The following is a 21,089-nucleotide window of genomic DNA, read 5'->3' on the forward strand; positions in this document are numbered from 1 at the left end:
AACTTTAAGTATGTGCTTTATGCTACACACTAAAGATTATGATGATATTCAGGGAGTTTTTTGGTGTAAAATAACAATTTAAGCGTAACATAGGTCACATAAGGTGAATATATTCACTTATTATTTTGAAAGCGCTATCTCTATTAATCGACAACACAACATAAGTTAGTTAATATTAATATGTAAGGATTTATTTTTATCAGTAGTATATATGGGAAATATATGTATTGATTTAAAATTTATTTAAGAAGGGGCGAATGAATTTGGCACACTTATCTGATTTAGATATAGCAAATCAATCAACATTAAAACCGATTGGAGACATTGCTAAGCAGGCGGGCATACCCGCAGATGCATTAGAACCATACGGGCACTATAAAGCTAAGATTGATATTAATCAAGTTCAACAAAAAAATGGTAAGGGGAAAGTAGTATTAGTTACTGCTATGAGTCCAACGCCAGCAGGTGAAGGTAAATCGACAGTTACAGTTGGGTTAGCAGATGCATTCAACGAACTTAAAAAAAGCGTCATGGTAGCGTTACGTGAACCAGCTTTAGGTCCTATTTTCGGAATAAAAGGTGGGGCAACTGGTGGTGGCTATGCACAAGTATTACCAATGGAAGATATAAATCTACACTTCAATGGTGACTTCCACGCAATCACTACTGCAAATAATGCACTGTCAGCATTTATTGATAATCATATGCATCAAGGTAATGAATTAGAAATCGATCAAAGACGTATTGAATGGAAACGTGTTTTAGACATGAATGACCGTGCATTACGTAATGTAAATGTAGGTTTAGGTGGACCAACGCAAGGGGTTCCAAGAGAAGATGGCTTTAATATTACCGTTGCTTCTGAAATAATGGCAATTCTTTGTTTATCTAATGACCTTAATGATTTAAAAGCGAAAATCAGTAGAATTACTGTAGGTTATACTAGATCACGTAAACCTGTTACTGTAGCTGATTTAAAAGTAGAAGGCGCATTAGCGATGATTCTTAAAGATGCAATTAAACCTAACTTAGTACAAACAATTGAAGGCACACCAGCCCTTGTACATGGCGGGCCATTTGCTAATATTGCACATGGTTGTAATTCAATTTTAGCAACAGAAACTGCAAGAGACTTAGCAGATATTGTTGTAACTGAAGCTGGCTTTGGCTCAGATTTAGGTGCTGAAAAATTCATAGATATTAAAGCACGTGAAGCAGGATTTGAACCTTCAGCAGTTGTAGTAGTTGCGACAGTTCGTGCGCTTAAAATGCATGGCGGTGTAGCTAAAGACAACTTAAAAAAAGAAAATGTTGAAGCGGTAAAAAAAGGAATCGTGAACTTAGAACGCCACGTTAAAAACGTTAAAAAATATGGTTTAGAACCTGTAGTTGCGTTGAATGCGTTCGTACATGATACTGAAGAAGAAACACAATATGTACAACAATGGGCAAAAGAGAACGGTGTGAGACTTGCTTTAACTGAAGTTTGGGAAAAAGGTGGTAAAGGCGGCATCGATTTAGCAAATGAAGTGCTAGAGGTACTTGATGAACCACAAGACTTCAAACATTTATACGAATTAGATTTACCACTTGAAGAAAAAATTGAAACAATTGTTAAAGAAATTTATGGTGGCTCAAAAGTTACATTTAGCAGCAAAGCACAAAAACAACTTAAACAATTTAAAGAAAACGGCTGGGATAATTATCCGGTTTGTATGGCTAAAACACAGTATTCATTCTCGGATGATGCAACACAATTAGGCGCACCTGAAGGTTTTGAAATCACTATTCGTGAATTAGAAGCTAAAACTGGCGCAGGATTTATTGTTGCATTAACTGGAGCAATCATGACTATGCCTGGACTTCCTAAAAAACCAGCAGCATTAAACATGGATGTTACTGATGATGGACATGCAATTGGTCTATTCTAAATTTTAACTATTATATAATACAAACATATTAAAAATAGCTGTAAGGAAATCTATAACGATAGATTTCTTCACAGCTATTTTTTTAATTGTTAGAGAAGTTTATGAACTAGACACTTTATTTTGTCATTAAATGTTGTTTGATATTGTATTTTTCAGCTTTTTTAAAATCATAAGTGGTAATTTCACCTTCAACTAACATCCGTTTGAGCACATAGTGTTGGCGATCCAAACCAATTTGTATTTGAGTGTCAGATTTGAGTGAACCATCTGTTTCATAAGGGGTGTAATAATAAGGGCTTTGTAAAAGTCCAATCAGATAGGCTTATTCAGCAATATTTAAGTTTGTAGCTGCTTTTCCAAATAAACTGTAGGATGATGAAGCGATACCTGTGATATCAGTGCCATTATAATCACGTCCAAAAGGCACGATATTCAAATAAGTATAGATAATTTCATCTTTGGTTAAAATCTTTTCAGTTCGCATAGATAGGATGAGTTCATTAGCTTTGCGATGATATGTTTTTTCGTTTGTCAGTAATTGATTTTTTACGAGTTGTTGTGTGATGGTGCTGCCTCCAGTTGCAGCTTCTGTATTAAATATATCTTGACCAACAGCTCGAATAATAGCCTTTGGTAAAATACCATTATGATAGAAAAACAAGCTGTCTTCTGAAGAAGTTAACGCCTTTATCACATTGCTATTCACATGTTTTGGTCCTACGATAAGTGAATTTGTTGATCCATTGTATTCTGTTAAAATATGTTTACTGTTATAATTTATATCTTGACTACCAGCAATGTTCAGCAATTTTGTACGTAATTCGTTATCTGACATGTTTACAGATTCATCAGTCAAACTTTGGAAGTAAAATACCGATATGGCTAATAAAATAATAAAGGTACATGCGAAAATTGCAAACAAGCCAATGAAAAGATGCTTTAATTTTTTATAGATAATTTCAAATTTAGAGAATTTAGAGTTATGTAAATGATTGTGAACATTATTTTCATGTGTTTGATTTTCCATGTCTGACCTCCTTACGTATGCAATATTATAACATAACATTTGATATTGACTTTTAAAATAGAGTTACTTATAATTAACATCAATTCGATATCGTTTTTGGATAAAGGAGAAGTAACATATGGTGTCATCTTCAGAGAGTTAGTGGTTGCTGTGAACTAACGATGATTCATATGTGAATACACCTTAATGATTTCACTCATCCAAACGTTTAAGTTAATGAACGTATCATTAATAAAGTTGTTTGACTTAAAGTATGGTGGTACCGTGCGCATGCGCCCTTACATTAATTTGTAGGGGCGTTTTTTTATTTTTTTAGTGTTATTCGGTCGCACTTGCTAAAAGTAAATTAAACTTTGGATGGTATTTAAAATCTATTCGAAACAATATCTTAATAAATATAGGAGGTATATACAATGACAAATGCATTATTAGAAGATTTAAAATGGAGAGGCTTAATTTATCAACAAACAGACGAAGCTGGTATAGAGAATGTATTGAATAAAGAACAAGTTACATTATACTGTGGTGCCGATCCAACTGCAGATAGTTTACACATCGGTCATTTATTACCATTTTTAACTTTACGTAGATTCCAAGAACATGGGCATCGTCCACTCGTATTAATCGGTGGGGGCACAGGTATGATTGGTGATCCATCAGGTAAATCTGAAGAACGTGTCTTACAAACAGAAGAACAAGTTGAATTAAACGTTCAAGGCATCAGTGAACAAATGCATAAAATTTTCGAATTTGGTACTGATAAAGGTGCTAAACTGGTTAATAATAGAGATTGGTTAAGCCAAATTTCTTTGATTGATTTCTTAAGAGATTACGGTAAACATGTTGGTGTGAATTACATGTTGGGTAAAGACTCCATTCAAAGTCGTTTAGAATATGGTATTTCGTTCACTGAGTTCACATATACAATCCTTCAGGCAATTGATTTTGGTCATTTAAACAACACTTACAACTGTAAAGTACAAGTTGGTGGTTCTGATCAATGGGGCAATATCACAAGTGGAATTGAATTAATGCGTCGTATGTACGGCCAAACAGAAGCTTACGGACTGACGATTCCATTAGTCGTTAAATCAGATGGTAAAAAATTCGGCAAATCAGAAGGTGGCGCAGTTTGGTTAGACGCTACAAAAACGAGTCCATACGAATTTTACCAATTTTGGATCAACACTACAGACGATGATGTAATCAAATTCTTGAAATATTTTACATTCTTAGAAAAAGAAGAAATTGAAGCATTAGAAAAATCGTTAAATGAAGCACCACATTTACGTGAAGCACAAAAAGCCTTAGCTGAAAATGTAACACGTTTCATCCATGGTCAAGCTGCATTAGACGATGCAATGCGTATCTCAAAAGCATTATTTGCTGGTGACTTACAATCATTGTCAGCTTCAGAATTAAAAGCAGGATTCAAGGATGTGCCACAAGTTGAATTGAGCAAAGAAATAACAAATATTGTTGAAGTAATTGTTGAAACTGGTATTTCATCGTCTAAACGTCAAGCACGTGAAGATGTGAATAACGGTGCAATTTATATCAATGGTATAAGACAACAGGATGTGAAATATGAATTAACAGCTGACGATAAAATTGAGAACGAATTTACAATTATTCGTCGTGGTAAGAAAAAATATTTCATGGTTAATTATAAATAATATATATATAAAGATAGAAGAATAATGCGATATTTAAATTATCGACAAAACAGCCGACAATGCCTTAGGACTTTGTCGGCTGTTTTTGTTTAGCTTGCCTCAGCTTACATTCTTCTGCTAGTACATTTTTTTCGCAAGAGGCGGCTAAATTTTTGTTATTTTTTAAATGAAAATTGTCTCATGAGAAAAGTGTTTTCTGTAGGGTAGAACTGAGTTTAATTTTTACCATAATCATTAATATGAATAAAATGGAATAGGCCTGATTGTTATGTAATAAAAAACCAACCAAGTCAGATTAATTTACTTAGTTGGTTCAAAATAACTATTCTGTTATTGTTTTTAATTAAACGGTGAAGTATTTTCACTTTCTTTCTCAGATGACTCTGAAGATGTTGATTTTTGTTCTTTTAATGGTACTTCCACTGTTTGCTCTTTACCATTTCTTTCAATAGTCATTTCTACTGAATCACCAGGTTTTTTATTTTCATATAAATAAGAGCGTAAGTCCGTGTCTTCTTTAACTTTTTTATCGTCTATCGCAGTGATGATATCGCCTTCTTTAAGCTCATTATCAGCATGAACTTTGGCAATGTAGACACCATCTTTGCGTTTTGTATTCAGTTCTTCTTTATATTGTTCTGGTATCTCACTTACATTGAGTAAACTAATTCCAATAGAAGGGCGCTCAATCTCGCCATTTTCTACAAGCTCTTTAATGGTAACTTTAACTTCATTACTTGGGATTGCAAAACCAATACCTTCAACTTGTTCACTTGCAATCTTCATTGAGTTAATACCTACGAGATTACCATTAATATCAACGAGCGCGCCACCTGAATTACCAGGATTAATTGCCGCATCTGTTTGTAATACATTTACTTTATTCGTACCAGCAGATGTTTTCGTATCAATTGTACGTTCGCTAGCAGAAATAATACCTGAAGTCACAGAGTTAGCAAATTGTAAGCCTAAAGGATTACCCATTGCAAAAACACTGTCTCCTGTTTTTACTTTTGAAGAATTAGCAAAATCAATTGCTTTAGTACCTTTTGTATCATTGATTTTTAATACTGCTATATCTGTTAACGCATCTTTCCCAACCAATTTAGCATCGACTTGTTTAGAATTATGCAATTGTACTTTAATTTCATTTGCACCATCAATGACGTGATTATTCGTTACGATATATGCAGAACCATTATTTTTTTGATAAATAACACCTGATCCAACACCAGCTTCTTCTGATTTTGAAGATTCACCTTTCAGTAAACTATCTAAATTCTGAGCTTTTTGCATATTAATAACGCCTACAATAGCAGGAGAGACATCGTTAATCATTTGATTCACAGAATCATATTTTTCACTTTTCCCATCAAGTGTATTGCCGCCATTGCTACTATTAGAAGCGTCTTGAACGGAAGACCCGTTATCATTTAAACCTGTGCTTTCCATAATTTTCCCAATGCCTAATACCAAAAGCGCACCTATAATACCAGCAACTAAGGCCACGATTATTGTTTTAAACCAGGGGAATTTGGCTTTATGTTTTGACCTTTTATTTTGAGGTTGTTGCGGTTGCTCCGGTTGCCGAGGGTTTTGAGTTTCATTAGAGTTATTATCGTTATTAAAATCTGACATACTTTACCTCCGATTTATTCTATATAACCTATTATGCTAGGTTTATACAACTTTTTCTAGTATATCACTATACAACTTTAGACTGAAATATAAATATTCTTGTTCATAAGGTGACTAAATGATAGAATCAATAGGTAAATATAATGGAAAATGAAGTAGGTGGAGAAATGTATAAATTCATTAGCGGTTTGTTAGATTTAATTATTATGAAAATATGTAAATCACTAGAGGTGCAAGGTAAAGAAAATATACCTCAACTTCACAGATATGTAGTGACTTGTACTCACGAAAGCTATAATGAAGTAATCATGTTAGGGACAGCAATATACCCAAATCAAATTCATTACATGGCTAAAAAAGAGTTATTCAACAATAAATGGTTTGGTAAGTTTTTAAGTTCTTTAAATGCCTTTCCTGTAGATAGAGAAAACCCAGGGCCAAGTACATTGAAAAAACCGGTTAAATTATTAAAAGAAAATAAAACGGTAGGTATATTCCCAACTGGTCATCGTATGAAATATGATGAGGGATCACCAATGAAACGTGGCGCAGTAACTATTGCTTTGATGGCGCAAGCTCCTATTTTACCAGCTGCATATGTTGGACCTAAAGAAATTAAGGGACTCATTACAGGTAAAGCAATTGTTAAATTTGGTAAACCTATCGAAACAAAGCATTTACCAAAAAACATGAAACGCAATGAAAAGTTAGAATATCTAACTAAAGAATTAGAAAGTAGAACGATACAATTACAAAATGAATTAAATGATTATGTGAATGATAAATAGTAAGTTTCAATATTTTTTAAAAAGTTAGACATTTTAATTTATATACGAATTTTTTTAAACTTGTGTTATTATGTAACTGTACAATGACAACAAGTAAAACGTTTACAAACACCACGTGGACATATTGTGCATGTGGTGTTTGTTTGTGTAAATATCTATTTTGAAATGGCGAATTGTTATGTTTAGTTTCTTTCAACGTCTTGGTAGATCTCTTATGCTTCCTGTTGCAGTGTTACCAGCAGCCGCAATTATTACAGGTATTGGTAATGCGTTAACAGCAATGGGAGTCTTGCCAACGGTAGCAGCGTTTTTCTCTTCTGCCGGTTCGACGATTCTTGAACAACTAGGTATTCTTTTTGCGATTGGGGTAGCATTAGGAATGGCTAAGAAAAATGACGGTGCAGTAGCACTTGCTGCAGCAGTTGGTTTCTTTTTAACGACAGTGGTTTTAAGCCCAGCCAAATTAGCACCATTATTAGGTGTTAAGGAGACAGGCGTAAACGAAGCTTTTGAACAAATGAATAATTCTAACGTTTTTATTGGTTTATTGATTGGTTTAATCGCAGCATATACTTATAACAAGTTTAGTAAAACTGAATTACCTACAGCATTATCATTCTTTAGTGGTAAACGTTTAGTACCTATTTTAACAGCATTTTTTAGTATTATATTGGCTGTATTGATGCTATTTGTTTGGCCAGTTATCTATTCAGCAATTGTAACATTTGGGACATGGATTTTAGATTTAGGTCCAGTCGGTGCTTTCTTATATGGTTTCTTTAATAGATTATTGATACCAACTGGGTTGCATCATGCATTAAATTCAGTGTTTTGGTTTGATTTAGCAGGTATTAATGACATTGCTAAATTCCAAACTGGTGATGGTGCAGTACATGGTATTACAGGACGTTATATGGCTGGTTTCTTCCCAGTAATGATGTTTGGTATTCCTGCTGCAGCATTAGCGATGTACCATACAGCTGAATCTAAACAGAAAAAACGTGTGTATGGTTTAATGTTTGGTGGCGCAGTTTCAGCATTCTTTGTTGGTGTTACTGAACCAATTGAATTCTCATTCATGTTTGTAGCGCCAGTATTATTTGTTATACATGCATTTTTAACTGGTTTATCCATGTTTATAGCAGCATTGTTTGAGTGGACAGCAGGGTTCTCATTTAGTGCTGGTTTAATAGACTATGTACTATCATTAATTAATCCTGTTTCAAGTCAACCATTCATGTTATTACTACAAGGACTTGTATTCTTCGTGATATATTACTTTGTATTTAGAATAGCGATTAAAGTATTGAAATTAAATACGCCTGGTCGTGGGGATAACTTACTACCAGATCCAACTTCTGATGAAGCGTCAACGGGGGATGCTGCAGATTCAGAAGGCGCATCTACAGTGACAACTAATAAATATACAAATACAGCAAGCCAAATTTTAGATGGATTAGGTGGCAAAGAGAATATTGCATCATTAACAAACTGTGCTACTAGATTACGCATGGAATTACATGATAATAGCATTATTGATGAAGCTAAGATTAAGGGCGCAGGAGCTGTCGGTGTGACGAAGAGTGGTAAACATAATGCCCAAGTTATTATCGGCACTCAAGTTCAGCAAGTAGCTGATGAAATTGAAGTACAAATGGAATCAGAGCAACAAAAATAATATCTAAATAGTTTATTTTAGAATACGTCTAAGCATAGTTATCACTGAAAAAGTGGATCTTTGTAGGGCGTATTTTTTATCTGAAAAAATTAAATATTTAACGATATGATTTGTTTGATAAAATGATGAAAATACATTGCTCTTTTCATGGGTAAATAGTACGATGAACTAGTATCAGAATTTTCTGATTTAAGGAGAGTAGATGAGATGAAGTCGGTATTATTTGATGTTGATGGTGTTTTTTTAAGTGAAGAAAGGTGTTTTGATGTATCTGCATTGACGGTTTACGAAATGCTTATGAGTAAAGATTATATGGGATTAGATCCATCTATACAATTTGATGATTTAAGTGATCAACAAATTACTGAAATAAGAGATATCGTATTCTACCATGATGAAATTTTAACTAAGTTAAAGTCACTTGGATTAAATTCAAATTGGGATATGTTATTTGTAGTGGTTGCCATTCACTTTATTGAAATTTGCAAGACATTACCCCAAGAAAAATTAGTAGAAGTTTTAAACTCAGAAAGCTTTAATCAAGAAACATTGCAACAGATTGGTGAAAACATTTTTGATATAGAATTGAACTTTGAGTCACCATTATCGTTTTTAGATGGTATAAGTTCAGGAAAAGACAATATTTATCAAACACTTGTTACGCATGCTGGTGATCAGTTAAATACAAAACAAACAGCACTATTTGAACTAAAAAGTCCGTTTTGGACGCTTGCGCAAGAAGTTTACCAAGAGTGGTACTTAGGCTCCCAGTTATTTAATGAAGTAGAACAAAAGCCTAACCGTACAGAATTTAAAGAAGGTTACATATATAACGAAGTCGTGTTAAGACCTGTATCTGAAATTAAACAGTTATTAACAGATTTGAAAGCTGCTGGCTATCATATAGCCATTGCAACTGGTAGACCTAGAACAGAAACAATAGTGCCATTTGAAGCAATTGGTATCAAAGATTTATTTGATGACTTACATATTGTTACCGCAAGTGAGGTATTAATCGCTGAGGAACAATATCCTGAGTTAAAGCCATTAGGTAAGCCTAATCCCTTTAGCTATTTAGCAACATTAGAAGGTAATCATTTAAACAATTATGAACAGTATGCTACAAATCAAGAAAATCGTGTTAATAAAGATGATGTTTTTGTGGTAGGAGATTCATTAGCAGATTTATTAAGTTCTAAAAAAATAGGGGCGACTTTCATTGGTCCATTAACAGGTTTGAAAGGTCAGAATGCTCGTGAAGAATTAGAGTCCTATGACGCTGAATATATCGTAGACCATGTAGGAGATATCAGAGAAATATTATTGTAATTAAAAAAGATACTACGCATTATTATTTGATGACTAAATAATAATGCGTCAGTATCTTTTTTATTGCTAATAAAAAACACCAATCCATTAGAAAACTAATAGATTGGTGTTTTTAATTTGAGAAATAAACTATTTATGTTCCGGGTTCTTTTGTAATGATTCACTATTTAGATGTTGTAGTTTGCATCACTTTGGATATCAAGTTCAACGCTTCGTATTAAATTAAATCCTTCAATTTGATATAAAGCATCAATAACATCTGGTGTAACAGGATGATCTATTGATAATACCATTAGCGCATTACCACCTTGGTTTGTACGACCAAGATGCATAGAAGCGATATTGATATCATATGTGCCAAGAATTTGTCCTGTACGGCCTACAATGCCTGGTCTATCGTTATGATTTATTACCAGTTGGTGATGTTCAGGTTTAAAGTCTACTGGATAGTCATTTATACGTACGATTCTTGGACCATAACCATTGAGTACAGTTGCACCAAGTTTAATTTGAGTATCTTTATTGATTAATGTTAATTCTATATAGTTACTAAAACCACGATGTTTTGTGTTTTTTTCAATATTATAAGATACACCTTGTTCATTTAAGAGTACTAAAGCATTGATTAAGTTTACACGCTCTGCTAAATCTTGACGTAAGACACCAGATACAAGTGTTCTGGTAATCAAACTTGTATCATCTAATGCAATGTCACCTTCGTATTTGATTTGTAGTTCGCGCGGTGCTTTTTCAAGTAATTGAATACCCACTTCACCTGTCATTTTACTTAATTCAATATAAGGCTTCAATTCATCATTGATTTCACTGTAAGTCATTTTTGGTGCATTAATCGCATTTAAGACGTTACCATTTTCGAAAATATCCACGATTTCATTTGCTACTGAAACAGCTACTTTTTCTTGTGCTTCAACAGTGGATGCACCTAAATGTGGCGTAACAATAATTTTATCGTGCTCAACAAGAGGGGACTCAGTTGCTGGTTCGCTTTCAAATACATCTATTGCTGCACTTTGAATTTGATCATTGTTCAAAGCGTCTAATAGCGCTGCTTCATCAATAATACCACCACGTGCTACGTTAATAATCTGTAACGTCGGTTTTGCTTTTTCGAAAAATGCTTTACCGACGATACCTTTAGTTTTTGGAGTTAATGGTGTATGTACAGTAACGAAGTCTGCTTGTTCAGCAATTTCTTCAACTGTTGCACGTGTTACATTTAGTTCTTTTGCTTTATCTTCAGATAAGTAAGGGTCAAAAGCTAAGATATGCATACCGAAACTTTGTGCGCGTTTTGCAACACCTAAACCAATTCTACCAGCACCAATGACGCCAAGCGTTTTATTATAAAGTTCTGTACCTCTATATGTTTTACGGTCCCATTTTCCATTTTTTAATGACTGATGTGCTTGCGGGATATTACGCGCCATTGATAAAATCATGGCCATAGAGTGTTCAGTTGCAGAAATAGTATTACCATCTGGTGCATTAATTACAATAACACCATTTTTGGTAGCTGCATCGACATCAATGTTGTCAACGCCGACCCCAGCTCTAGCAATAACTTTTAAATTTGGCGCTGCTTCAATCATCTCTGCAGTGACTTGTGTCTGGCTTCTAACGATTAAGCCTTGGTAATCACCCATTTTTTCAACGAGTTCGCTTTCATTTAATTCTGTATTGATTTCGACTTCGAAGTCTTTATGGTCAATTAAACTTTTTAAACCTTCTGGTGAGATTGGATCAGATACTAAAATTTTATACATATGCTTTTACGACCTCCATGTACTGAGTAATTGCTGTACCAATATATGATTCTTTTCTGAATTCTGTTAATAGAATTTCTAATGCTGATACGACTTGTAAAATATCAAAAGGTGAAATTTGACCCATATGACCTATACGTAAAATTTCTCCTTTTAGATGACCTTGTCCACCTGCAATTGTTATAGCAAAACGGTTTTTAAGTTCTTTTTTTATGAAGTTGAGTTCTTCTTTTGATTTAGGTACAAAAGCTGTAACAGTAGGTGAGGCATACTCGTCTTGTACCAATAATTCTAAGTCTAATGATTTGAGTGATTGTCTTAAAGCATCACGTATTGCATAATGACGTGCAATAACTTGGTCTAATCCTTCTTCTTCAACTAATTTGGCATATGCATTCACACCTCTAAATAACGAAACGTTTGGTGTGAAAGGTGTTGAATTTGCTTCTAATGATTTCAAATATTTATTTAAATCTAAATAAAACCTCGGCGTCGTAACTTGGCTAAATCGTTCTTTAGCACGATTATTATAAGCTACAAATGCTAAACCAGGAGGCAACATAATGGCTTTTTGACTACCAGATATAAGAACATCAATCTGATCTCGTTGTAAGTCTACATCAACTGCACCGATACAACTCACACCGTCAACGATAAAGTAAATCGATTCGTCGTAGGCTTTAAGGGCATGTCCTAATTCATGGACAGGGTGCAAAACTGCAGTAGATGTTTCACAATATTGACTATAAACTGCTGTAATATCTGTGTTCAATGATTTTAAGAAGTCAATAAATTCAGGCACGTTTACAGCTTTGCCCCATTCGACTTCAAAAATATGTACGTTATCGTAATATGTTTCAGCAATTTGTTTAAAACGATTACCGAAAGCACCTGAAACAATGATAACAATATTGTCGTCAGGATTTGCAATATTTAACATACTTGCTTCTAAAGAACTTGTCCCGCTAGAAGTTAATATCATTACGTCATTTTGCGCACCGAATATTGGTTTTAGTGCACGAAACGCTTCTTCAGCAATTGTTTCAAAGTCACTTGATCTGTGTCCGACCATTGGTGACTGTGTTGCGTGTAAAATTTCTTCTGGTACTGGCGTTGGTCCTGGTGTAAGTAACATAGGACGATAATATTTCATATGTGATTCCCCCAATGCTTATGATTGTCTTAGTTTAGCAAATTTTCAGAAAATATAAAAGTGCAAAAGTTAAAAGATAATGTAAATAAACAAAATAAAATACCATGAAAGGGCATACATTGTTATCACATTCATATTCCGTCATATATAAAATTTTTTTAAATTATTTTATTTTTGGTTCTATTTTTACAGTGACATTACCTTTAATTGAGTTTGAAATCATACAATTATTGTCCGCAACCTTTAAGAGTTTAGGTAGTTTTCTAACTAAACTATCTTTTTGTGCAGTTTCAACTTCAATAACAGGGTAATGGATAATGTTGTCCATACGAAATTTTGCATTTTCAAAAATAGCTGTACCTATAGATGATTGTTGAATTTCTATATTATTAAAACCAGAACGTTCGAGTACAGCTGCAAGTGAGATAATATAACAAGAAGATGCAGCTGAAACTAACAATTCATCTGGATTTGTACCAGTTCCATTGCCACCTAAACCTGATGGTATAGATATTTGTTTATCTAATACGTCTCCATGAAGTTGACCTACAGCTTCGCGACCGCCAGACCATTGTGTGTTTACTTTGAATTCATGTTGAACCATAACGATTGACCTCCAGTTGATTTGTGATAGTTTAAGTTTAGATGAAAATAAGCTATAAAGAAAGAGGAGAGCAACTTTAATGACAATATATACTTCTGACAACAAGCTCATATTAGTGGCACATCGTGGTATTGCTACATATTTTCCTGAAAATACGATGATTGCTTTTAAAGCTGCACTTATAAGTGATATTGATATATTAGAAATAGATATACACAGGACATTAGACAATCAACTTGTAGTTATCCATGATGATTCGATTGACCGTACCTCAAATGGATCAGGAAAAATCAAGGATATGACTTTAGCAGCTTTGCAGCAATTTGATTATGGTATAACTAAAGATAATAAATTTGAAGGAGAGACATTACCAACATTGGATGAAGTAATTAAATTAATCCAAGACTATCCTCAAAAATTATTAATAGAACTAAAACAACCGCAGAATTATCCTGAAATTGAAAACGAATTAATAGATGCATTAAATGCTTGGAATTTACCAAAAAACAAAGTCATCATACAATCATTCAATCAAAAAAGTATGAAAACAATATTTGATATGAATGAAGGATATGAGCTAGGTGTATTGATTAGTAAAAAGAAGTATTGGTATAAATTACCTCCATTTAAAAGCATTGCGGCCTATGCCAATTATGTAAATCCCAATTATGCATTAGTTACAGAGAAGTTTTTAAAAAGTGCACATCAGTATAGATTGTCAGTGATGCCCTATACAGTTAATGAACATGAACAAGCGAAATCATTGCAGAAATTAGGGGTAGACGGGCTGATTTCAGATAACCCAAATGATATTTTGTAAAATAGAAAAGTTAAAAAAGCTTAAATGAATTGTAAGGATTCATTTAAGCTTTTTATAGTTTTAATAAATATTCAAGACATATTATTTAATATGAGATAAATCATTATCGTGATGATTTACCCAATTCTTTTTTAATAATCCCATCACATGACAATCACTATATTCACCGCGAGTATAAAAATGTTCTTGTAATGTACCTTCAATGGAGAAGTTTTGTGCTTTATAAATATGAACGGCTTTTTCATTGTTTACATCAACAAATAAATATATTTTGTGGAGATTAAGTACTAGGAATGCATAATCAATAGCCATTTTAAAAGCGCTTTTAGCGTATCCTTTACCACCATATTCGGAATCAATGATAATTTGAATTTCACAATTACTATGTATAAAGTCAATTTCAACTAATTCAACGACACCGATACGCGTTTGATCTTTTTCAATAATAAATCTACGTTCAGTTTCATCTAATAAATGTTTTTTATATAATGATTGAAGCTCGCTTAATGATTGATAAGGTTCTTCAAACCAATAAGACATAATGGAATATTCATTATTTAAGTGATGTACAAAATCTAAATCTGTCTCCTCTAATGCTCTAATAATCAAATTTAACACTCCTTTACCCATAGCATACAGTAATTATTATAAGAAAGTAAAAAGATATTGTGCTTTAAAGTGGGGGAGTTAAAAAGATTTCTATTTATACTTTAATAATAGGGGGAAGTTTATTACTTTTATAGAAATAAAAAAACCAAGAAATCCTTGAAAGGACTTCTTGGTTTGAAATTAAAACGTTTATCTTGAGTAATACTCAACGATAAGTTGTTCGTTGATTTCAGCAGGTAATTCACTACGTTCAGGAACGCGTACATATTTACCTTTTAAGTTGTCTGCATCAAATTCTAAGTACTCAGGTACGAAGTTGTTGATTTCAACAGATTCAGCAATGATATCTAATTTTAAAGATTTTTCACGTACTGAAATTTCTTGACCAGGTTTTAAAGTATATGATGGAATGTCAACACGCTTACCATCTACTAAAATATGACCGTGGTTAACAAGTTGGCGAGCTTGGCGACGCGTACGCGCTAAACCTAATGAATATACAACTGCATCTAAACGAGCAGCTAGTAATTGCATGAAGTTTTCACCATGGACACCGTGTTGGTTACCAGCAATTTCAAATGAGTTACGGAATTGTCTTTCAGTCATTCCGTATAAATAACGTAATTTTTGTTTCTCACGTAATTGTAATGCATATTCTGATAATTTTTTACGTTGGTTAGGACCATGTTGGCCTGGAGCGTATGGACGCTTCTCTAATTCTTTACCAGTACCACTTAATGAGATACCTAAACGACGTGATTTTTTCCAGTTCGAACCTCTAAATCGAGCCATAATAGACTCCTCCTTTTTCTTTTTTGTTGTTATGAAAAAACAAAAAAGAGTGTTGCATGCTTATTTGGATATATTGTTTTATGTATCCTCACCTCATAGCTACGGTTACACGACACGTCCGCGTTGGGAACAACATAGAGCCAACTAATACGCAACTGCTAATTTCGTTTATTCACACAAAGTACAGTGTACCTTTGTTATAAATGACTGTCAACAGTAAACAAAGATTTACTTATAGAAAGGCAAGTGTTAAATGTTAAGCTATTTGTTGTTCAATAATGCTTACGATTTCTTCTAAAGCAACTTTATCTGTGTTTGAAAAGCGATTTATAATAGGGGCATCAATATCTAAGACACCAATGACTTGATTGCCTTTATGAATAGGAACAACAACTTCTGACTTACTATTCGCATCACATGCAATATGTCCTGGGAAAGCATTAACGTCTTCAACGAGTTGTGATTCATTTGTTTCTACAGCTGTGCCACATACGCCTTTGCCGATAGCGATATGTACACAAGCAGGATGACCTTGGAATGGTCCTAAGATTAATTCATTATTTTCTATTAAATAGAAGCCAACCCAATTAATTTGATCTAATGAATCATTTAGTAAAGCAGAGACATTGCTAAGTATAGCAATTAAATTTGATTCATCTTCGATTAGACTAGCGACTTGCTTTTGTAATAAATCATAATTTGTTTCTTTTACCTCTGTCATATTAATAAAACCTCACTTTTTACTTTTCATTTAGTATAAAGACTGTTTTAATAGTAATCAATCAAATGATTTGTAAGGGCTTTTTTTAGTAGCAACATGATACATAATATTAACAGAGATAGATTTACTATGAAATTTAAAATATTATCATTGATTAATTCATTTTCTCTTTTAATGCATGGGTAAATTACGTTATAATGAATAGTGATAAAATAGGAGGAGAAAACATATGGTATTGTATATCATTCTAGCAATTATTGTTATTATACTGATTATTGTCGGTGTATTATTCTATATGCGTTCGAATAAAAGCCAAATGATTGAGAAGGCTGAAGAACGAAAATTACAAGTAGAGCAATTACCCTATGATGAAAGTTTATCTCAATTATCTGATTTAACTTTAACAGGTGAAACAAAATCTACTTATGATAGATTAAAACAAACGTCTTTAGATAGTAAAAATCAATATTTGTTACCATTAGAAGAAAAGATTCACAATGCGGAAGGTTTACTTGATAAATTTAAATTTTCGCAAGCGCAAACTGAAATTGATGAAGCACATGAATTGATGGATAAATACGAAGAAAATTATAATGTATTAACTACAGATGTCGAAGATATTATGGGCGTACATAAAGAAAGTGATCACTTATATGAAGCATGTAAAGTAGATTACCGAGAAATGAAGCGCGACGTGTTAGCGAACAGACATCAGTTCGGTGAAGCAGCAGCGCCATTAGAACATGAAATTGAAGCATTCGTACCAGAAATGGAAAGCTATGAATCATATAAAGCAGAAGGTAATTATGTTTACGCACATGAACATATCAAAACTTTAAATGAAGATATGAACTTTTTAAAAAAGGATATGTCAGAAATTCCTGAGTTAATCAGAGAAGCACAAAAAGAATTACCTGGACAGTTCCAAGATATGAAATACGGATGTAGAGATCTCAAAGTAGAGGGCTATGATTTAGATCATGTCAAAATTGATAGTACTTTACAAACGCTTAAAACAGAACTTAGCTTTGTAGAACCGATGATTAGTAGATTGGAACTTGATGAAGCGAATGAAAAATTAAATAATATTAATGATCGTCTTGATGAAATGTATGAATTAATTGAGCATGAAGTTAAAGCGAAAAATGAAGTGGAAGAATCAAAAGAAGTTATTACAGATAATTTGTTTAGAGCAAAAGAAATGAATTATACATTACAAACTGAAATTGAATATGTACGTGAAAATTACTATATAAATGAAAGTGATGTACAGAATGTAAGACAGTTTGAAAATGAAATTCAAAACTTAATAGCTGTTTATGATGAAATTCTAAAAGAAATGGCCAAATCTGCAGTACGTTACAGTGAAGTTCAAGATAACTTGAAATATATCGAAGAGCATGTAGCTGTAATTAATGAAAAACAAGAAAAATTACAAAATCACTTAATTCAACTACGCGAAGATGAAGCGGAAGCAGAAGAAAATATCTTACGTGTACAAAGTAAAAAAGAAGAGGTTTATAGAAAGCTATTAGCTTCTAATTTACCTAGCGTACCGGAACGTTTCATTATAATGAAAAATGAAATTGATTATGAAGTGCGTGAAGTAAACAAGAAATTCAGTGTACGTCCGATACATGTTAAACAATTGAAAGATAAAGTATCTAAAGTAGTGCTACAAATGAATAAATTTGAAGATGAAGCTACGGATGTACTAGTTAATGCAGTTTATGCTGAGAAACTTATTGAATATGGTAACCGTTACCGTAAAGATAGTTCGAATATAGATAAAAGCCTTAATGAAGCTGAAAGACTATTTAAAAATAATAGATATAAACGTTCAATTGAAATATCTGAACATGCTTTAGAAAGTGTGGAACCAGGAATTACAAAACAAATAGAAGATCAAGTTATTGGTTAAATTATTTAATTATTAAAAATAACACGAGTAAGACACGAAATGAATTGTGATTTCGTGTCTTTTCTTTTTATTAAAAGCGCGTATAATGCTTAAAGGGAAAGTATAAAATTAATTTTTAAAATGACAGAAAAGTATTGTTGTTGATGTAATAACTTAAATATAAATATAAAATTAGTGTCACTTCTTATATAAGTGTGTATGATAAAAATGAAATGGAGTGAAAGAATTGATATATCTTGATAATGCCGCAACGACAAAGCCAAACCAAGACGTGTTGGATACTTATGTGAAAGTAAATCAATCATTGTATTTTAACCCTAATAGTCCACACCAAGCCGGCTTACAAGCAGACCAATTGTTACAACAAACTAAAAAACAAATAAAAGATTTGTTTAATTTAGATGAAAAATTTGATATTGTTTTTACAAGTGGTGCGACTGAATCTAATAATATGGCGCTTAAAGGCGTAGCATATAAGAAAAAAGCATTTGCTAATGAAATAATCACTTCAGTACTTGAGCATCCATCTGTATTAGAAGTTGTACGTTCATTAGAAGCAGAAGGATTTATTATTAAATATGTTGATGTTACTGACGAGGGTCAAATCGACTTGGACCATTTAAAAACATTGATGTCGGATGATGTTGCTATAGTAACCTGTATGCATGTTAATAATATTATGGGTCAAATCCAACCAATAGAAGAAGCAGCAAAAATTGTGCACCAATATCCCAAAGCACATTTTCATGTAGATGCAGTACAAGCGATTGGTAAAGTGCCATTATGCTTTGAAGGTGTAGATACGTTGAGTTTGAGTGGGCATAAATTTCACGGTTTAAAAGGGCAAGGTATATTATTTGTTCGAAATATTCATCAACTTGAACCTATTATTCATGGTGGTGGACAAGAATATGGTGTGAGAAGTGGTACAGTTAATTTACCGATGGATATTGCAATTGTTAAAGCCATGAAAGCAGCTGTGAATCATACCACAGAACTTAACCATGCTTTAAGTGAATTTAATGCTGACTTATGCCAATTTCTTACAGGTTTTCACGGCATTAAACTGAATTCACCTCAAAATTCGGCGCCACAGATTCTTAATGTTGGGTTACCAGGCGTCAAAGGCGAAGTATTGGTCAATGCATTTTCAAAACATAGTATTATGTTATCTACAACAAGTGCATGTTCATCTAAAAAAGCGAGCCTAAACGAGGTGCTTTTAGCGATGAATATACCAAGAAAACAAATTGAAGGTAGTATTAGAATTTCAATGGGAGCCAATACGACTCAAGAAGATATTCAAATATTTAAAGATAATTTTTATAAAGTATATGAAGAAGTAAGGGAGCTGTTAGTATGATTTATGATCATATATTAGTTAGGTATGGTGAATTAACATTAAAAGGCGCCAATCGTAAAATGTTCGTGAATAAATTGCGCGCAAATGTAAAGCGTTCATTAATGCCATTGCAAGGTTATAAAGTAAAAGCGAATAGAGATAGAATGTATATTGAATTAGACGAAGGCGCAGATATAGATGAAATGTGTAATAGACTTAAAAAAGTATTCGGCATTTATTCTATTAGTCCAGTGTTAAAAATTGATAAAACTGTAGAAGCGGCAAATGAACAAGCCATTCAATTTGCAAAAGACTACGCAAACGGAGATACATTTAAGATAGACGTGAAACGTTCAGATAAAAACTTTCCTTATGACACTTATCAATTACAACGTGGCATTGGTGCTGCGGTATTAAATGCAACAGAGGATTTAACTGTTGATGTCCACAATCCAGATCACAATATAAAAGTAGAAGTCCGTTTAGATGCCATTTATGTTTATGACAAAACCATAGCTGGACTTGGTGGCTTGCCAGTTGGAACAGGTGGCAAAACATTACTTATGCTCTCAGGTGGTATAGATTCTCCTGTAGCAGGTATGGAAGTCATGCGTAGAGGTGCAATGATTGAAGCCATTCATTTTCATAGTCCGCCATTTACAAGTGAAAAAGCTAAAGAAAAAGTTATTGAATTAACACGTATTTTAGCTTCTCATGTAGGTCCAATTAAATTACACATTGTGCCTTTTACAGATTTACAAAAACAAGTTAATAAAGTTGTACATGAACGTTATACAATGACATCTACACGTCGTATGATGATGAGAGTGGCAGACAAACTTGTTCATGAAATTGACGGGCATGCCATTGTAAATGGTGAGAATCTTGGTCAAGTTGCGAGCCAAACGTTAAAAAGTATGTACGCAATCAATAGCGTAACTTCAACACCAGTGTTACGTCCATTACTCACATTAGATAAAGAAGATATCGTGAAAAGAGCTAAAGAAATTGGAACTTTTGATGTCTCTATTCAACCTTATGAGGATTGTTGTACTATTTTCACACCAAAAAATCCGGTAACTGAACCTGATATTGAAAAAGTGGAAAAATATGAAAATATTTTTGATTTTGAACCATTAGTACAACAAGCTGTGGATCAAATCGAAACAATAGAAATTTCAAATGACTACCAAAGTGATAAAGACTCAGAGACACAAGCTTTGGCAGACGATTTATTTTAAATATAAATATAAGTTTAAATTATAGTAAGCATCAT

16 protein-coding genes and 1 pseudogene are annotated in these 21,089 nt (G+C 33.1%); 9 read left to right on the forward strand and 8 right to left on the reverse strand.

The window, feature by feature from the left end:
- The first annotated feature begins 263 nt into the window (after positions 1-263).
- Entirely contained in the window at positions 264-1,931 is a 1,668-nt protein-coding gene (locus tag ACP3TL_RS03140; RefSeq protein ID WP_046465645.1) for a formate--tetrahydrofolate ligase, read from the forward strand.
- A gap of 115 nt (positions 1,932-2,046) precedes the next feature.
- On the opposite strand, the pseudogene ACP3TL_RS03145 reads toward ACP3TL_RS03140, so the two are convergent.
- Positions 2,047-2,958, reverse strand: a pseudogene (locus tag ACP3TL_RS03145) (transglycosylase domain-containing protein).
- Positions 2,959-3,371: 413 nt separating this feature from the next.
- Here ACP3TL_RS03145 and tyrS point away from each other — a divergent pair.
- Complete coding sequence (gene tyrS / locus ACP3TL_RS03150) at positions 3,372-4,634, forward strand: tyrosine--tRNA ligase (RefSeq protein WP_046465577.1); 1,263 nt, start codon at positions 3,372-3,374, stop codon at positions 4,632-4,634.
- 339 nt (positions 4,635-4,973) lie between these two features.
- Here the strand turns inward: tyrS and ACP3TL_RS03155 are convergent, their stop codons facing one another.
- On the reverse strand, positions 4,974-6,272 hold the full coding sequence (locus ACP3TL_RS03155) for a S1C family serine protease (RefSeq protein ID WP_046465576.1): 1,299 nt from the start codon (positions 6,270-6,272) through the stop codon (positions 4,974-4,976).
- Positions 6,273-6,439: 167 nt separating this feature from the next.
- On the opposite strand from ACP3TL_RS03155, the gene ACP3TL_RS03160 reads away from it, so the two are divergent.
- From ACP3TL_RS03160 to ACP3TL_RS03170, 3 genes are all read left to right on the forward strand, one after another.
- A complete protein-coding gene (locus ACP3TL_RS03160; protein WP_046465644.1) occupies positions 6,440-7,060 on the forward strand; it encodes a lysophospholipid acyltransferase family protein in 621 nt (206 codons plus the stop codon).
- Between the two features lie 178 nt (positions 7,061-7,238).
- Entirely contained in the window at positions 7,239-8,738 is a 1,500-nt protein-coding gene (gene nagE / locus ACP3TL_RS03165) for an N-acetylglucosamine-specific PTS transporter subunit IIBC (RefSeq protein WP_046465575.1), read from the forward strand.
- Positions 8,739-8,945: 207 nt separating this feature from the next.
- Positions 8,946-10,067, forward strand: a complete 1,122-nt coding sequence (locus ACP3TL_RS03170; protein ID WP_046465574.1) for an HAD family hydrolase — start codon at positions 8,946-8,948, stop codon at positions 10,065-10,067.
- Between the two features lie 167 nt (positions 10,068-10,234).
- On the opposite strand, the gene serA is transcribed toward ACP3TL_RS03170, so the two are convergent.
- The 3 genes from serA to ACP3TL_RS03185 form a co-directional block, all read right to left on the reverse strand.
- The gene (serA, locus tag ACP3TL_RS03175) at positions 10,235-11,851 is read right to left on the reverse strand and encodes a phosphoglycerate dehydrogenase (RefSeq protein WP_046465573.1); all 1,617 of its coding nucleotides are present in this window, start codon (positions 11,849-11,851) and stop codon (positions 10,235-10,237) included.
- The gene (locus ACP3TL_RS03180) at positions 11,844-13,004 is read right to left on the reverse strand and encodes a pyridoxal-phosphate-dependent aminotransferase family protein (protein WP_046465572.1); all 1,161 of its coding nucleotides are present in this window, start codon (positions 13,002-13,004) and stop codon (positions 11,844-11,846) included. Before ACP3TL_RS03180 ends, serA begins: the two co-directional genes overlap by 8 nt.
- Positions 13,005-13,167: 163 nt before the next feature.
- On the reverse strand, positions 13,168-13,608 hold the full coding sequence (locus ACP3TL_RS03185; RefSeq protein WP_285325699.1) for an SACOL1771 family peroxiredoxin: 441 nt from the start codon (positions 13,606-13,608) through the stop codon (positions 13,168-13,170).
- A 79-nt stretch (positions 13,609-13,687) separates the two neighbouring features.
- On the opposite strand from ACP3TL_RS03185, the gene ACP3TL_RS03190 reads away from it, so the two are divergent.
- On the forward strand, positions 13,688-14,428 hold the full coding sequence (locus tag ACP3TL_RS03190) for a glycerophosphodiester phosphodiesterase (protein ID WP_046465570.1): 741 nt from the start codon (positions 13,688-13,690) through the stop codon (positions 14,426-14,428).
- A gap of 81 nt (positions 14,429-14,509) precedes the next feature.
- Here ACP3TL_RS03190 and ACP3TL_RS03195 read toward each other — a convergent pair whose 3' ends face one another.
- From ACP3TL_RS03195 to ACP3TL_RS03205, 3 genes are all read right to left on the reverse strand, one after another.
- Entirely contained in the window at positions 14,510-15,037 is a 528-nt protein-coding gene (locus tag ACP3TL_RS03195; protein WP_002507336.1) for a GNAT family N-acetyltransferase, read from the reverse strand.
- 189 nt (positions 15,038-15,226) lie between these two features.
- Entirely contained in the window at positions 15,227-15,829 is a 603-nt protein-coding gene (gene rpsD / locus ACP3TL_RS03200) for a 30S ribosomal protein S4 (protein ID WP_002507337.1), read from the reverse strand.
- 256 nt (positions 15,830-16,085) lie between these two features.
- Positions 16,086-16,550, reverse strand: a complete 465-nt coding sequence (locus tag ACP3TL_RS03205; protein ID WP_046465569.1) for a GAF domain-containing protein — start codon at positions 16,548-16,550, stop codon at positions 16,086-16,088.
- A 229-nt stretch (positions 16,551-16,779) separates the two neighbouring features.
- Between ACP3TL_RS03205 and ezrA the strand changes: the two genes are divergently transcribed.
- The 3 genes from ezrA (at position 16,780) to thiI (ending at position 21,054) form a co-directional block, all read left to right on the forward strand.
- Positions 16,780-18,471: a septation ring formation regulator EzrA gene (gene ezrA / locus ACP3TL_RS03210; protein ID WP_046465568.1), complete on the forward strand. Its 1,692-nt coding sequence runs from the start codon at positions 16,780-16,782 to the stop codon at positions 18,469-18,471.
- A 226-nt stretch (positions 18,472-18,697) separates the two neighbouring features.
- Positions 18,698-19,834, forward strand: a complete 1,137-nt coding sequence (locus ACP3TL_RS03215; protein WP_285336725.1) for a cysteine desulfurase family protein — start codon at positions 18,698-18,700, stop codon at positions 19,832-19,834.
- Positions 19,831-21,054, forward strand: coding sequence for a tRNA uracil 4-sulfurtransferase ThiI (gene thiI, locus ACP3TL_RS03220; protein ID WP_046465566.1), 1,224 nt, complete (start codon positions 19,831-19,833; stop codon positions 21,052-21,054). The genes ACP3TL_RS03215 and thiI overlap by 4 nt, the downstream gene beginning before the upstream one ends.
- The last annotated feature ends 35 nt before the right edge of the window (positions 21,055-21,089 follow it).

This window comes from Staphylococcus caseorum (assembly GCF_049943195.1).
In the GTDB taxonomy this organism is placed as follows: domain Bacteria; phylum Bacillota; class Bacilli; order Staphylococcales; family Staphylococcaceae; genus Staphylococcus; species Staphylococcus equorum_A.